Raw genomic sequence first — 14522 nt, 5'->3', positions numbered from 1 at the left:
GGAACCGGGAGATTCGGGGGAATCGGTCATGTTCATCTCAGTGACACACCGCCAACGCGTCCAAGGCCACGGCACCCTGCCCCCTGGGCAGCACCATCAGCGGATTGATGTCGAGTTCGGCGAGCTCGTCCCCGAGTTCCAGTGCCAGGCGCTGCACGCGCAGGACGACCTCGACGAGGGCGTCGACGTCGGCCGGGGGACGGCCGCGGACCCCGTCCAGGAGGGCCCGGCCACGGAGTTCGGTGAGCATGGTCCTGGCCTGGTCCTCGCCGAAGGGCGGGACACGCACGGCCGCGTCCCGAAGGACCTCGACGAGCACGCCGCCGAGGCCGACGGTCACGGTCGGACCGAACAGGTCGTCGTGCGTGACGCCGACGACCATCTCGACGCCCCGCTCGACCATCTGGCACACCAGGACGCCGTCGAGCGAGACGCCCTCGTAGCGGGCGATCTCCGTCAGCTCACGGTAGGCGTCGCGGACCTGGCTGGCCGAGGTCAGGCCGATCTTCACCAGGCCCAGCTCGGTCTTGTGGGCGATCTGGGCGCCGGACGCCTTCATCACCACGGGGTAGCCGACGAGCCCCGCCGCGCGCACCGCGGCCGCCGCGCTGGTCACCAGCTGTTCGCGCGGCACACGGATGCCGTAGGCCCGCAGCAGCTGCTTCGCCGCGTGCTCGCTCAGCTGCTGCCCCGGCCGCATCAGGGCCCGGGCCTTGCGGAAAGAGGGGGAGAGGGTGCGCGGCGCCTCGTCGAAGGGGGAGCGGTAGCCGCGTACGAAGCGGTGGTGGTCGAGATGGGCGCGGACGGCCGCGAGGCAGTTGCCCACGGTGCGGAAGGTGGCCACGCGCGAGGAGCCGAGCAGCATCTCCCGGTAGGCCGGCTCGGTGCCGACCGGAGACCCCCACACCACGCACACCAGCTTGTCCGTCCCTTCGGCCGCGGCCACCAGGTCCTCGACCAGTCGGTCGCTCAGAGGTGGGAAGGGGCCGGTGATCGGGCAGATCAGTACTCCGACCTCGGGGTCTTCGAGGATCGCGTCAATGATCTTCCGGCCGCGCCGGTCACCGACCGGATGCCCGCCGTTGTCCACGGGGTTGGCCACGCTCAGGTACTCGGGTATCCACTGGTGCAGCTCGGCCTGTTTGGCGTCCGACAGCACGGGCAGTCTCAGGCCCGCCTCGGTCGCCAGGTCGGCGACGTGCGCGCCCGTGCCGCCCGAGATCGAATAGACGACGACCCCGTCGGAGAGCGGGGGGCGGGCCCGGGCCAGCAGGGCCGCGGTGTCCTGGAGTTCGTCGAGGCCGTCCACCCGGATCACGCCGAACTGCCGCATCGCCGCGTCCACCACCGCGTCCGCGCCGGTCAGCTTGCCGGTGTGTGAGGCGGCCGTGCGGGCACCGGTCTCCGTGCGGCCCACCTTGACCGCGACGACCGGCACGCCGCGCCGGGCGGCCCGGTCGGCGGCGAGCAGGAAGGACCGGCCGTCCTTCAGGCCCTCGACATAGCAGGCGATGGCACCGACCTCCGCCCGCTCGGCGAAGTAGGAGATGAAGTCGGAGGTCTCCAGGTCGGCCTCGTTGCCGGTGGGTGCCCAGTGGGAGAGGCGGATGCCGAGCTCCTGGAGGGCGAAGACGGGGCGGCCTTGGTGTCCCGACTGGGTGATGAGGGCGATCGCCGGTCCGTCGAGGTCGTCCCGGAAGCGTTCGAAGGCGTTGAGGTTGGTGTTGGGCCCGAGCAGCCGCAGCCCGGACCGCGCGACGGCGGCCGCGAGCCGGTCCTGCGCGGCCGCGCCGTCCGCGCCGGTCTCCGCGAACCCGGAGGCGAAGGCCACCGCGAACTTCACTTTGGCCTCGGAGAGTTGCTCCACGACGGGAAGGGGATCGGCGACCAGCAGTACGGCGAGGTCGACCTGCTCGGGCAGATCGGCGACGGAAGGAAGACAGGGGATGTCGAAGACCGATTCACGGGTGGGGTGGACGGGGTGCAGCCGTGCCCCCACCCGCTCGGCCCAGGTGATCAACTGCCGGGTGATACCGGTGTTGGGCCGCCCCTCGGTGTCCGAGGCGCCGATCACGGCGACGGATTCCGGCCGGAAGAAGCGGTCCAGGTCGGGGACGCCGGCGTACAGCGGACGGCCGCTGACGTCGAGGTCGTCCACGTCGGCCGGGCGGCCGTGGACGGCCGGTGCCGGAGGCTCGCCGCACGCGCTGACGCGGGCCCGGCGGGAGTCGGTGGTGAGGGTGCCGTGGGTTGATCCAAGCATCGGTCCGCCCGCTCCTGTGTGACAGCGAAATAACTGACGCTCTGTCAGATTACTGAACTGACGTTCCGTCAGGAACCGCTGTGCACGCAAAGAACCGAAGGACGGGCCGAGGAGGACGCTGCGCCGGCCGAGGCGGGTGCCGCGTCGGCCGGCGACGGTGCTGTTCCTCAGCCCGGGAGCCGGGACACCTGCCCCGCACCCGCCCCCTTGCCCGCGACGGCCTTCGCGATCTTCTCCGCGTCGATCGACAGTTCGCGGAGCATGCCGCTGATCGGGTTGGTGAAGCCGGTGAAGTACAGCCCGGGTGCGTTGCGCGGGGCGCGGGCGCCGTGGACGACCGGCTTGCCGCGGGCGTCGAGCACGTCGAGGTGACCGACCAGGTCTTCGAGGGCGCGGACGTAGCCGGTGGCGGCGACGACGGCGTCCGGCGAGATCCGGCTGCCGTCGGCGAGGGCGACCTTGCCGTCCTCGAAGCCGTCGACGGCGGCCACGATCTCGACCTGCCCCTTGCGTACGGCGTCGATGAGGCCGACGTCCTGGACCGGGATCGCCCCCGCGGTGACCCGGCTGTAGAGGCCGGTGTCGGGGCGGGGCAGCCCGTGGGCCGACAGGTCCGGCACGCTGAGCCTGGCCATCGGCTTCGCCAGCCGGTCGACGAGCCCGACCGGCAGGCGCCGTACCAGCACGCCCGTGTACTGCGCGGCCCATCCGGCGGTGGAGCGGCGCACGATGTGCGGTGCCGTGCGGACGGACAGCCGCACCCGGGACGCCCCGCCCTCCACCAGGTCAACGGCGATCTCGGCGCCGGTGTTGCCGACCCCGACGACGAGGACGTCCCGGCCGGCGTAGGGCTTGGCGTTGCGGTACTCGCCGGCGTGCCGGAGCTCGCCGGTGTAGGTGTCGCGGCCCGGCCAGTCGGGGACGCGGGGCGTGTGGTTGTATCCGGTGGCGACGACCACCGCGGCGCCGGTCAGCTCGCGGCCGCCGGTGGCGTGCAGCAGCCAGCCGGTGCCGTCGGGCGAGCGCTCGATGCGGGAGACCTCGACTCCGGTGACGATCTCCAGCTCGTGGTGCTCGGCGTACTTCTCCAGGTAGCGCACCACGTTGTCACGCGACACCCAGCGTCCGAACCGGCGCGGCATCGGCAGCCCCGGCAGGGCGGACAGACGTCGGGTGGTGTGCAGATGCAGCCGGTCGTAGTGGCGCCGCCAGGACGCGCCGACCCGGTCGGACTTCTCCAGGACGACGGCGCGGATGCCCTGGGCGCGCAGCGCGTACGCGACGGCGAGACCACCCGGGCCGCCGCCGACGACGTACACGGGGCGGTCGGCGGGTACCGCCGTGGGGGTCGCGGACGAGGTGGAGTCGGTGGAGTCGGCCATGAGCGCGAGCGTAATCACACACAGAATTGATGGGTCTCGGTCAAGACCGGAATTGGTTGCGGATTGATCACGCCTGTAGGAGAGGCGGGTGGGATCTGTGACGCAGGCCGCCCGACTGTGAATGCGCGGTGGGCGGAAAGCCCGCGACGCCGGGCCCAGGTGCGTGTGGGCCCGGCGTCGGGAGTGAGCGGCGCCCGATCGGACAGACGGGAAGATCGGACGCCGCGTTCAGGGGGCAGGCGGCAACCGCCGGTCGGTCACGGGCTACTTGCCTTCGCGGTATTCATCGTCGACACACAGCTTTGTGGGGCTGCGCAGGGTTTCCCGGGGATCCCTCCAGTCGGCGTCTTGCGAAAGCGCCGGCCATCCGCTGAACTGACATACCGTCAGATGGCGGTGGCGTGGCACGCGTCGACGGGGAGAGTGGATCCGGGACATGGACACGATCTGGCTCAGCGGGGCGGAATGGCTGGCGGTACTGCGGATCGGGCTCGGGCTGTGGTGGCTGGAGAGCTGGCGGCACAAGGACCGCAAGGACTGGTTCGAGCGCGGTACCGGGATCGAGTGGGCGGCGGGCGTCGCGGCGAAGCACCGATGGCACGCGGTCCGCTCCGGCTTCGAGACCGTGGTCGCGCCCAGACCACGCACGATGGCATACGTCGTCGTCTACGCGGAACTCGCCCTGGGCCTCGGCCTGATCGCGGGCTTCCTGACCCCCGTCGCCCTGGTCGGCGGGCTGCTGCTCAACGCTCTCTACTTCATCCTCATGATCCACGACTGGGCGGAGCAGGGGCAGAACTCGATGATGGGGCTGATCTCGGTGGTGGCCCTGTTCGGGATGTCGTGGCAGACGTGGTCACTGGACGGAGCGCTCGGATGGTTCCAATGAGCGGCGCCCCGCGCTACGACCTCCCCGAGCCGGACGCCTTCACGCGCACCTACTGGGAGGCGGCCGCACAGGGGCGCCTGCTGATCCGCCGCTGCGGGGCGTGCGCGCGGGCCCACCACTACCCCCGCGAGTTCTGCCCGCACTGCTGGAGCGACGACGTCACCTGGCAGGAGGCGAGCGGCCGGGCCATGCTCTACACCTGGTCCGTCGTCCACCGCAACGACCTCCCGCCCTTCAGGGAGCGCACACCGTACGTCGCCGCAGTCGTCGACCTCGCCGAGGGCCCGCGGATGATGACCGAGGTCGTGGAGTGCGGGGAGGGTGAGTTGCGGGCGAACGCGGAGCTGGAGGTCGCCTTCCGGGAGGGGGTGCCGGTGTTCCGGCCCAGGGATTCAGGGTCCGTAAGGTTCGAAGGACCGTAGGGATTCAACAGGACCGTAGAGATCCAAAGGTCCATCAAGCAGCTGCCGGCGCCCCGGCCCACCGGCTTCAATGGCCTGATGGCCCACATGAGCGAGCGCCCCCTCGGCTCCCCTTTCCCCGAACTCCAAGGCCACGGACTGCGCCTGACCCACTGGCGCGCGGCGTACGCCGCCGACGTCGCGGCCTGGCTGCGCGGTATGTCCGACCCGGAGTTCCGGCGCTGGAACACCCCGCTCAGGTTCGTCACGGACCTCGACAGCGCCCGGGCCTCGCTGCGGGCCAAGGAGGCGTACGCGGCGGACGGCAGCAGCGCGTCGTTCCGGATCACGGACGCGGCGAGCGGTACGACGCTGGGGCACATCGGCGTCAACGCGATCAGCCCCACCTTCCGCTCCGCCCGGGTCGGCTACTGGGTCCTGCCCGAGGCCCGCGGCCGCGGCGTCGCCACCCGTGCCCTCGCCCTCGCCGCCCACTGGGCCCACACCGACCTCGACCTGCACCGACTGGAACTCGACCACGCCCTGGGCCACGACGCCTCCTGCCGGATCGCCGAGCGGTGCGGCTTCCGCTACGAGGGCACGCTGCGGGGTGCGATGTTCGACGAGGGCCGCCATGACGCGTTCCGCGACATGCACCTGCACGCCCGCCTGTCGACCGATCCGGAGGCGGAACTGTCATGACGGGGCACACATGGCGGTACGTCGACGGCGTGGACGCCTTCCTCGACCGCGCCGGAACCTTCCTGCACGCACGGCCCGCCCTGCACACGGTCTTCCTGACGGTGACCGAGGCACTGCGCACGCGGGGACCGTACGTCTACGGGGACGAGGCGCCCGTCTTTGGCGTCCTGGAGGGGACGAAGGGGGAGGTAGGGGCCGCGTTCTTCCGTACACCACCGCAACGCCTGACCCTCACCCCGCTCGCGAAGGAGCGGACCGGGACACTCGCGCGGTGGCTCGCGGAAGCCGGTCACCCCCTACCCGGCGTCTCCGCGGACCGGGCCACCGCGGAGGCCTTCACGGAGGCGTGGCGGCACGCCACCGGCGCCACCGCCACGCTTCACCGGAGCCAGCGCCTCTACCGCCTCGGCACGCTCACGCCCCCGCGGCCCGCCCCGCTCGGCCGAGCCAGGATCGCCACGGCCCGTGACCGCGACCACCTCGCCCGCTGGCACGTCGAGTTCGCCGAGTCGGTCGGCGCGGCGCCCCAACGCGACCCGGGCGCCTGGGTGGACGCCCGCCTCGCCCACGACGGCCTCACCCTCTGGGAGACCCCCGACGGCACCCCCGTCGCCATGGCGGGCGGGACCCCACAGGTCGCCGGCCAGGTGCGCGTGGCCCCCGTCTACACCCCCGCGCCGCTGCGGGGCCGGGGTTACGCGGGCGCCGTGACGGCCGAGGTCAGCCGCGCCGCAGTGGCGAAGGGCGCGGAGGAGGTGCTGCTCTTCACCGATCTGGCGAACCCGACGAGCAACGGCCTCTACCGGCGGATCGGCTACGAGCCGGTGCGGGACTTCGCGGTGTACGACTTCGACGGGCCGGGACCGGGGCGGTGAGGGCCGGACGTGAACCTCAGGGCCACAGCAGCTCCCTGACCCAGCCCGCGCCCCCGCCCTCCCGCCGGTACCGCAGCCGTAGGTGCCGCCGCCGCTCGTCCCCCTGGAAGAACTCCACCTCCTCCGGCCGCAGACGGTAGAGCGTCCACGTCGGGGATTCGGTGTCCGGTTCCCGCCGGGCCAGCTCCCAGGCGTCCTCCGAGGCCCGCCTCAACTCTTCCACCGAGCCCAGGACTTCGCTCTGTCGCCCGGTCAGCGCGGCGGCCAACGCCCCGGTGGAGCGGGCGTGCAGGTCGGCCCGCGCCGCAGCGGACGGGGCGACGGTCACCGGGCCGCGCACGCGCACCTGGCGGCCCTGGGCGGGCCAGTAGAAGCCGAGGGCGGCGTACGGGCGGGCGGCGAGCTGGCGGCCCTTGCGGCTGCTCGCGTGGGTCGCGAAGGCCCAGCCGTCCGCGTCGGCGCCGTGCAGCATCACGGTCCGTACGTCCGGGCGGCCCTCCTCGTCGGACGTCGCCAGCGACATGGTGTGCGGCTCGGGCTGCCCGGCTGCCACCACCTCCGCGAACCATGCCGTGAACAGCGCGAGGGGCTCGGCGGGCGCGGCGGCCGGGTCGAAGGGCGGCAGCTCGGTCGCCTCCGGGTCCCACACCCGCAGTGACCTCAGCAGCTCGTGAAGATCCGTTCCCATGCCCCGAGTATCACCGACCGCACGACGTGCGCACGCCCGGACCACGGGGGCCGATGCGGTTGATGAACACGGAAGGGCGTCCGTCACGGGCGGCCCGTAGTGGCTCGGGCCGCCTCATTCCCGGCCCAGCACGACCGTCCCCGAGGAGCAGAACCAGCCCCCCGTGCCGGAGGCGACCGCCAGGTGGGGCACATCGCCGTCCCGCCGCCGTACTTGGCGCGCTCCTGCCTCCCCTCGCAGCTGCCGCACCGCCTCCACCAGCAGGAACAGCCCCCGCATCCCCGGGTGCTGGGCCGAGAGCCCGCCGCCGTCCGTGTTCACGGGCAGCTCCCCGCCCGCCACCTTCAACCGGCCCTTCTCCACGAACGCCCCGCCCTCGCCCTTCCCGCAGAAGCCGAGGTCCTCCAGGGTCACCAGCGTCATGTAGGTGAAGGCGTCGTAGATCTCCGCGAAGTCGATCTCGTCCGGCCGCACCCCCGCCCGTTCGAAGGCGAGCCGTCCGCTCACCGCCGCCGGGGACACCGTGAAGTCGGGCCACTCCGACATGGCGGCGTGGGAGACGTGCTCCCCGGTGCCGAGGATCCACACGGGGGCCGTACGACAGTCCCGTACGTACTCCTCGGCGGCGAGCAGTACCGCCGCCCCGCCGTCGGACCGGATGCAGCAGTGCAGCTTGGTGAACGGGTCGGCGATCATCGGGCCGGACAGGACGTCGTCCACGGTGATCGGGTCGCGGAACATCGCCTCCGGGTTCAGGGCGGCGTTCGCCCGGGCCTGCACGGCGATCTCGGCCAACTGCTCGATGGTCGTGCCGTGTTCGAGCATGTGGCGACGGGCGGCCATGGCGTACTTGGCGATGAGGGTGTGGCCGTAGGGCGCCTCGAACTGGAGCGGGCCACGCGCGCCGAAGGAGAGGTCACCGGTGCGGCGGCCGGCCCTGATGTCGGCGCGGGCCGTCGAGCCGTAGACGAGGAGGACGGCGTCGGCGTGGCCCGCGGCGATCGCGTCCGCCGCGTGGGCCGCCATGACCTCCCAGGTGGAGCCGCCCACGGAGGTGGAGTCGACCCAGGTGGGACGCAGGCCCAGGTACTCGGCCACCTCGGCGGGGGCGAGGGTGCCCGTGCCCGCCGACGCGAAGCCGTCGACGAGCGAGCGGTCCAGGCCCGCGTCGTCGAGGGCGCGGCGGGCCGCCTGGGCGTGCAGCGTGTACGGGGTCGCGTCGTCCACGCGGCCGCAGGAAGAGAGCGCCACGCCGACGACGGCTGCTTTCCGGGTCCCTGGAGACATGAATCTGACGGTATATCAGATCGAGAGGGTCCGACAGGCGTTCCACCTCTGGGCATCCTCGCGCGCCCGCCTTAATATGACGCGCCGTCAGATCCGGAAAGAGGTGCCCCATGGACGCCGGCTTCACCGCGGAACAGGACGACATCCGCCGCACCCTCCGCGAGCTGCTGCGCAAGCGTTGCGGGCCGGAGGAGGTGCGGGCCGCCGTCGACAGCCCCGCCGGGCACGATCCCGGCCTCTGGACCGCCCTCGCCGCCCGGCTCGGCCTGCCCGGGCTCGCCCTCCCGGAGCGGTACGGCGGTGTCGGCTGTCCCGTCACCGACCTCGCGCTCGCCTGCGAGGAGACGGGACGATTCCTGGCCCCCTCGCCGCTGCTGACCACCGCCGCCCTCGCCGCCCCGCTCCTGCTCGCCCTCGGCACCGACGCCCAGCGCGCCGAACTGCTGCCCCGGATCGCCACCGGCGCCCTGACCGCCACCCTCGCCGTACCCGGCGCCGGCCTCGCCACCGCCCTCGCCCTGACCGGCACGAACGGCGGCGACTGGGCCGGGGGCGGCCGGGCCGGCGGGGTGCAGGCCCGGCGCGCCGACGGGCGGTGGCGGCTGTACGGGCAGGTCGACCAGGTCCTCGACGGGCACAGCGCCGGTCTCCTCGTCGTCGCCGCCCACACCGGCGGGTTCGCCCGCTCGCGCACCCTGCTGTTCCTCGTTCCCGGCGACGCGTCCGGACTGGTGCGAGTGCGGCAGACCGCGCTGGACGCCACGAGGTCACGGGCGCGCGTCCAGCTGCGGGAGACCGAAGCCCGGCTGCTCGGTGACGACGACCGGGCGGACGTCCTCTCCGCCCTCGCCGCCGTCGGCGACACCGCCGCCGCCGTCCTCGCCTGCGAGGCCGTCGGGGCCGCCGACCGGGCGCTGGAACGGACCGTGGAGTACGTCGGCCGGCGTGAGCAGTTCGGGCGGGCGATCGGCTCCTTCCAGGCGGTGAAGCACCGGCTGGCCGACGTGTACGTCCAGCTGCAGGCGGCACGCTCGGCCGCGTACTACGCGGCCTGGGCGACCGCCCACGAATCAGGAGGTGCGGCGCGAAGCGCCTCTTCGGAAGGGCGGTGGCGGGAGACGGGCGGGCGGGTGGGCGGGCTCGCCCTCGCGCAGGCCCTGGAGGCGCTGCGGACGGCCGCCTCCGAGGGCATCCAGCTGCACGGCGGCATCGGTTTCACCTGGGAGCACGAGGCCCACCTGTACTTCAAGCGGGCCGCGGGCGACGAACTGCTGTTCGGTCCGGTGCACCGCCTGCGGGCGCACGCCGCGGAAACGGCGCGTCTCTTCGAGGAGAGGGAGGTGGCGGTGTGATCACCGTCGGGGTGCGCATGGTGCAGAGGATGTCCTCCACGCGGGGCTTCGCGAAGGTCGCCCCGCACGTCATCCCCGCGCTGGACCGTGCCGTCCACCGCCTCACCCGCGGAAAGATGCTGCTCAGCGCGCAGATGCTGCCGGGCGTGATCCTGACCTCGACCGGCGCGCGCAGCGGACTGCCCCGGCGCGCTCCGCTCGCGTGCATGCCGGAGGGCGGCGGTCGCGGCTGGCTTCTGATCGGCTCCAACTTCGGCCGGAGCGGCCACCCGGCCTGGACCCACAACCTCCTCGCCCACCCCGACGCCGAGGTCAGCTGGAAGGGCGAGGACATCCCGGTCACGGCCCGGCTGCTGGAGGGCGAGGAACGCGCGGCGGCCTGGCGGACGGTACTGGCGTTCTGGCCGCCGTACGCGACGTACCAGGCGCGCGTGGAGCGGGAGATACGGCTCTTCAGGATCGTACGGAAATAGCCGGCAACAGCGCGGCAGGCGGTGGTTCACCCCGGTGACCGGGTGAACCACCGCCTGCCTGACAGGACTTGGTGTCTAAGGGGTTCCGAAAAGGGCCCGGGCTATTTCGTCGGCTTCTTGCCGGTCACGCCCAGGTGCACCAACAGGGCGAGGTTCGGCTTGAGTTCGGCCTGCTTGACGCCCCAGGACTGGAAGCCCTTCTGGTGCGCGGCGACCGCCGCGAGCATCGCGACCAGCGAACCGGCGACCGCGGCCGGGTTCACGTCCTTGTCGACCCTGCCCTTGGACTGCAACTCGGCGACGGCGTCCGAGATCGAGTTGTTCACCGAGTTCAGGATCTTCATGCGGAGCTTGTAGAACCGCTTGTCGCCCTCGGCGGCCCCGAGGTCGACGACCCTGAGGATCGCGTCGTTGCGGCGCCAGAACTCCAGGAATCCGTCGACGAGTTCCTGCGCGGTCTGCCAGCCGGCCTTGCCGACCCAGGAGCGCCCGGCGACCAGTCCGGTCAACTCGGCGCCCTCGGCCGCCATTTGCTCGGCGATCTCCAGGACGGCGCCCTCGACGTCCGGGAAGTACTGGTAGAAGGTGGCGGGCGAAGTGCCCGCCTTCCGGGCGACATCGATGACTTTGACGTCCCGGTACGGGGAGGAGCTGAGCATCTCGCTGAGGCAGTCGAGCAGCTTCTGCCGGGTCGCCTGCCCACGCCGGCCGGCCACCCGGCCGTCGACGGTACGCACTTGTCCTGTCATGTCGTCAGCTTACCGAGGGGTGATGGGAGCGCGATTCGGCCGACTGCAAATGGGGTGCGCGGGGGTGCGGAGGCTGGTGTGCCTGGTCTGCGGGGTGCGTGCCGCGCCGTTACTTTGGCGGTATGGCCGAAAACAGGGCATCGGGGTACGGAGGGGACGTCCGGGAGGGCGTCCCCTGCTGGGTGGACGCGCAGCTTCCCGACGTGGAGGCGGGCAGGCGGTTCTACGGTGAGCTCTTCGGGTGGACGTTCGAGGAGGCGTACGGCACCTACGTGTGGGCCCGCAAGGACGATGAGTCCGTCGCCGCGCTCGCGCACAAGACGGACGGCCGTATGCCCACGGTCTGGACGGTGTACTTCGCGACCCCGGACGCCGAGGCGCTGGTCAGGCGTGTCCGGGAGGCCGGCGGGCAGGTCGTCACGCCACCCGTGCCGATCGACGGCCTGGGTACCGCCGCCCTCGTCGCCGACCCCGAGGGCGCGGTCTTCGGCCTCTGGCAGCCCGGCACCCACCCGGGTTTCGCGACGCGCCACGAGCCCGGCACCTTCGCCTGGGCCCAGCTCTACGCCCGCGACACCGCTGCCGCCAACGCCTTCTACGGCGGCCTCTTCCACGACGCCCTCTTCGGCCGCGACGCCGAGCCCGACTTCGGCCGCGCCCCCGTCACCGACCTCTTCCCGGCCGAGATGCCGCCCCACTTCCTCGTGCACTTCCGGGTCGAGGACTGCGCGACCGCACTCGCCACCGTCAACCGGCTCGGCGGCCGGATCCAGGCCGGCCCCTTCGCCGCTTCGTACGGCACCGTGGCCGTTGTCACCGACAATCAGGGGGCGTCGTTCGCGCTGCTGGAGCGCTGATCGCCGCATATTTGTCCCGATATCGTCAGGGACACCCCGATTGTCACCGGGTTCGCAACCTGGTGTCCGGCCAGGAAGAATCAGGGTGCGTGCCGCCATGGCGGTGCGGTGGTGAGACGCTGCACGGGGTCGCGTACACACGCGGGTTGCGCGGCCCGTACGGGGAGGTGGCAGGGCAAGTGGTGGATCAGCTGACGCAGCACGATCCGCGGCGTATCGGGCCGTTCGAGGTGCTGGGACGGCTGGGTGCCGGCGGCATGGGGCTGGTCTATCTCGCGCGCTCGGCGTCCGGGCGGCGCGTGGCGATCAAGACGGTCCGCACGGAGCTCGCCGAGGACCAGCTCTTCCGCGTCCGTTTCACGCGGGAGGTGGAGGCGGCCCGGGCGGTCTCCGGCTTCTACACGGCCGCGGTCGTCGACGCCGACCCGCGCGCCGCGGTGCCGTGGCTGGCCACGGCGTACGTCCCCGCGCCCTCCCTCGAGGAGATAGTGAACGACTGCGGGCCGCTTCCGGCCCAGGCGGTGCGCTGGCTGGCGGCGGGCGTCGCGGAGGCGCTCCAGTCCATCCATGGCGCCGGGCTCGTCCACCGCGACCTCAAGCCCTCGAACGTCCTTGTGGTCGAGGACGGTCCCCGGGTGATCGACTTCGGCATCGCATCCGGCGTCTCGAACACGCGTTTGACGATGACGAACGTGGCTGTCGGCACGCCCGCCTACATGTCCCCCGAGCAGGCGAAGGACTCCCGCAGCGTCACCGGCGCCAGCGACGTGTTCTCGCTGGGCTCGATGCTGGTCTTCGCCGCCACCGGACATCCGCCCTTCCACGGTGCCAACCCCGTCGAGACCGTCTTCATGCTGCTGCGCGAGGGCCCCGACCTCGAAGGCCTCCCGGACGAGCTGCGCCCGCTCATCGAGTCCTGCATGCAGATGGAGGCGACGGCCCGCCCGAACCCCGCCGACCTCCAGGCCCAACTGGCCCCGCACCTCTTCGGCTCCGGCTCCGACGACAGCGGCACCGCGTCCGCGTGGCTGCCCGAGAAGGCGGTGGGGCTCATCGAGACCCGCCGCGGCGGCCGCCCGCCGGTGAAACCGGCGTCGCCCGGCCCCCGCAGCGGCGGCCGGGCGCCCGTGCCGCCCCCGCCCTCCCGCGACCCCGTCATCCCGGCGCCGCCGCCCGTGCCGGCCCCCATGGGCGCCCCCGACACCGGACCCGTGCGGCTGGCGGGCGCGGCGGTGCCGATCGGGCCCGGCCCGCGCGTCGCCGACGCCCGCGCCGCCGCCGTCAAGGCACCCCCGCCGGAGGCCGGCCTGGTCGCCTCCTGGGCCAAGCCCCGCCCCGGCGTCAACGGCGCAGACCCTGCCGTAGGCCCTGCCGTACCCGCGCCGCCCCCGGCACCCCCGGAGGCGGCGGCCGGCTGGCGCCCCTGGCGGTTCCGCATGTCGAACGACGTGTGGGGCACCCCGGCGGTCGACGGCGACCTCGTCTACGTCACCTCCTTCGAGGTGCACGCCCTGGACGTGGCGACCGGCCGCCGCCGCTTCAAGACCCGGGACGTGGCCTGGTCGATGGCGGTCGCGGACGGCCGTATCCACGCCTCCGACGGCCCCACCCTGTTCGCGCTGGACGCCCGAGAGGGCGGCGACCTGTGGCGGCTGTCCACGGACGCCTGGGTGTACTCCCTGAAGGCCGACCGGGGCACGGTCGTCACCGGCACGCGCGGCGGCGGCGTCCAGGCCTGGGAGGCCTCGAACGGCCAGAAGCTGTGGGAGATCAGCGGCTGCCAGAGCGACTTCGAGTCCCCGGAGGCGGGCCCCGCCGTCCACGACGGCACGGTGTACGTCTGGCAGGACGCCCGGCTGCGCGCCCTGGACGCCCGCACGGGCGACGAGCGCTGGTCGTACCCGATCGGCGACGCCGCCTCCTGCGGCGGAGTGCCGGTCCGCGTCACCCGCGCCCAGGACGGCTACGTGTACCTCTCCGCGGGCACCCGCGTCCTGGCCGTCGACGTGTCCACCGGGATGGTGCGCTGGCACTTCGAGGCCCCGGCCGTCTTCCTCTCCCCGCCCACCTTCGTGCCCGGCCCCGCGGTGACGGGCGGCGGGGTGTACCTGGCCGACTACCTCGGCACGGTGTACGCCCTGGACGCCGCCGACGGCCGCGACCGCTGGCGCATCGCCACCGAGGCCCGGTCGTCCGTCGAGCCGGTGCTGGTGGCCGCGGGTCACGTCCACGTCGGCAGCGGCAGCGGCCTGTACACCCTGGACGCCGTCACCGGCACGCCCAAGTGGCGCTTCCAGGCGGGTGGCGACATCGCGGGCGCCCCCGCGGTGGCCGAGGGCCGCATCCACTTCGGCTCCACCGACCACCTGCTCTACACCCTGAAGGCCGACGACGGCCGGCTGCGGTGGAAACTGGCGACGGGCGGCGAGATCACCGGATCGCCGGTGGTGAAGGACGGCGTCGTGTACGCGTGCAGCAAGGACCGCTGCGTGTACGCGCTGGACGCGGAGAAGGGGACGGGGACGGCGCGCACGGCGTAGGGGTGCTGTGCGCAGGATGCCGAGCGGGGGCGCTGCGCGCAGGGCGCGCGCCCTGGGACGGCCG

13 protein-coding genes are annotated in these 14522 nt (G+C 72.9%); 8 read left to right on the top strand and 5 right to left on the bottom strand.

The annotated features are described in order from the left end of the window. Nucleotides 1-37: 37 nt before the first annotated feature. Both ACFY16_RS23700 and ACFY16_RS23695 read right to left on the bottom strand, forming a co-directional pair. Nucleotides 38-2263, bottom strand: coding sequence for an acetate--CoA ligase family protein (locus ACFY16_RS23700; RefSeq protein ID WP_390649154.1), 2226 nt, complete (start codon nt 2261-2263; stop codon nt 38-40). Nucleotides 2264-2430: 167 nt separating this feature from the next. Continuing rightward, nucleotides 2431-3645: a flavin-containing monooxygenase gene (locus ACFY16_RS23695; protein WP_390649153.1), complete on the bottom strand. Its 1215-nt coding sequence runs from the start codon at nt 3643-3645 to the stop codon at nt 2431-2433. Nucleotides 3646-4081: 436 nt separating this feature from the next. Between ACFY16_RS23695 and ACFY16_RS23690 the strand changes: the two genes are divergently transcribed. The 4 genes from ACFY16_RS23690 (at nt 4082) to ACFY16_RS23675 (ending at nt 6512) form a co-directional block, all read left to right on the top strand. Continuing rightward, nucleotides 4082-4534, top strand: a complete 453-nt coding sequence (locus ACFY16_RS23690) for a DoxX family protein (protein ID WP_351144497.1) — start codon at nt 4082-4084, stop codon at nt 4532-4534. Beyond that, nucleotides 4531-4956 carry a Zn-ribbon domain-containing OB-fold protein gene (locus ACFY16_RS23685; protein ID WP_390649152.1) on the top strand — a complete coding sequence of 142 codons (426 nt, stop codon included), beginning with the start codon at nt 4531-4533 and terminating at the stop codon, nt 4954-4956. Before ACFY16_RS23690 ends, ACFY16_RS23685 begins: the two co-directional genes overlap by 4 nt. Nucleotides 4957-5034: 78 nt before the next feature. Further along, nucleotides 5035-5637 carry a GNAT family N-acetyltransferase gene (locus ACFY16_RS23680; protein WP_390649151.1) on the top strand — a complete coding sequence of 201 codons (603 nt, stop codon included), beginning with the start codon at nt 5035-5037 and terminating at the stop codon, nt 5635-5637. Beyond that, complete coding sequence (locus ACFY16_RS23675) at nt 5634-6512, top strand: GNAT family N-acetyltransferase (RefSeq protein ID WP_390649150.1); 879 nt, start codon at nt 5634-5636, stop codon at nt 6510-6512. The genes ACFY16_RS23680 and ACFY16_RS23675 overlap by 4 nt, the downstream gene beginning before the upstream one ends. A 16-nt stretch (nt 6513-6528) precedes the next feature. On the opposite strand, the gene ACFY16_RS23670 is transcribed toward ACFY16_RS23675, so the two are convergent. Both ACFY16_RS23670 and ACFY16_RS23665 read right to left on the bottom strand, forming a co-directional pair. Next, complete coding sequence (locus tag ACFY16_RS23670; RefSeq protein WP_390649149.1) at nt 6529-7200, bottom strand: pyridoxal 5'-phosphate synthase; 672 nt, start codon at nt 7198-7200, stop codon at nt 6529-6531. A 114-nt stretch (nt 7201-7314) separates the two neighbouring features. Then, entirely contained in the window at nt 7315-8487 is a 1173-nt protein-coding gene (locus ACFY16_RS23665) for an acetyl-CoA acetyltransferase (protein ID WP_390649148.1), read from the bottom strand. 110 nt (nt 8488-8597) lie between these two features. Between ACFY16_RS23665 and ACFY16_RS23660 the strand changes: the two genes are divergently transcribed. Together ACFY16_RS23660 and ACFY16_RS23655 are read left to right on the top strand one after the other, a co-directional pair. Continuing rightward, complete coding sequence (locus tag ACFY16_RS23660) at nt 8598-9839, top strand: acyl-CoA dehydrogenase family protein (protein WP_390649147.1); 1242 nt, start codon at nt 8598-8600, stop codon at nt 9837-9839. 29 nt (nt 9840-9868) lie between these two features. Further along, nucleotides 9869-10312, top strand: coding sequence for a nitroreductase family deazaflavin-dependent oxidoreductase (locus ACFY16_RS23655; protein ID WP_390649146.1), 444 nt, complete (start codon nt 9869-9871; stop codon nt 10310-10312). Between the two features lie 101 nt (nt 10313-10413). Here ACFY16_RS23655 and ACFY16_RS23650 read toward each other — a convergent pair whose 3' ends face one another. Beyond that, nucleotides 10414-11049 carry a TetR family transcriptional regulator gene (locus tag ACFY16_RS23650; RefSeq protein ID WP_390649250.1) on the bottom strand — a complete coding sequence of 212 codons (636 nt, stop codon included), beginning with the start codon at nt 11047-11049 and terminating at the stop codon, nt 10414-10416. A 134-nt stretch (nt 11050-11183) separates the two neighbouring features. Here ACFY16_RS23650 and ACFY16_RS23645 point away from each other — a divergent pair, with 134 nt between their 5' ends. Both ACFY16_RS23645 and ACFY16_RS23640 read left to right on the top strand, forming a co-directional pair. Further along, complete coding sequence (locus tag ACFY16_RS23645; RefSeq protein ID WP_390649145.1) at nt 11184-11918, top strand: VOC family protein; 735 nt, start codon at nt 11184-11186, stop codon at nt 11916-11918. A 179-nt stretch (nt 11919-12097) separates the two neighbouring features. Next, nucleotides 12098-14458 (top strand): PQQ-binding-like beta-propeller repeat protein, encoded by a 2361-nt coding sequence (locus ACFY16_RS23640; protein ID WP_390649144.1) that lies wholly within the window; start codon nt 12098-12100, stop codon nt 14456-14458. The last annotated feature ends 64 nt before the right edge of the window (nt 14459-14522 follow it).

This window comes from Streptomyces sp. NPDC001315, assembly GCF_042896175.1.
In the GTDB taxonomy this organism is placed as follows: Bacteria; Actinomycetota; Actinomycetes; order Streptomycetales; family Streptomycetaceae; genus Streptomyces.
The sequence above is the reverse complement of the archived record's forward strand: the minus strand, read 5'-3'. Positions and strand labels throughout refer to the sequence as shown.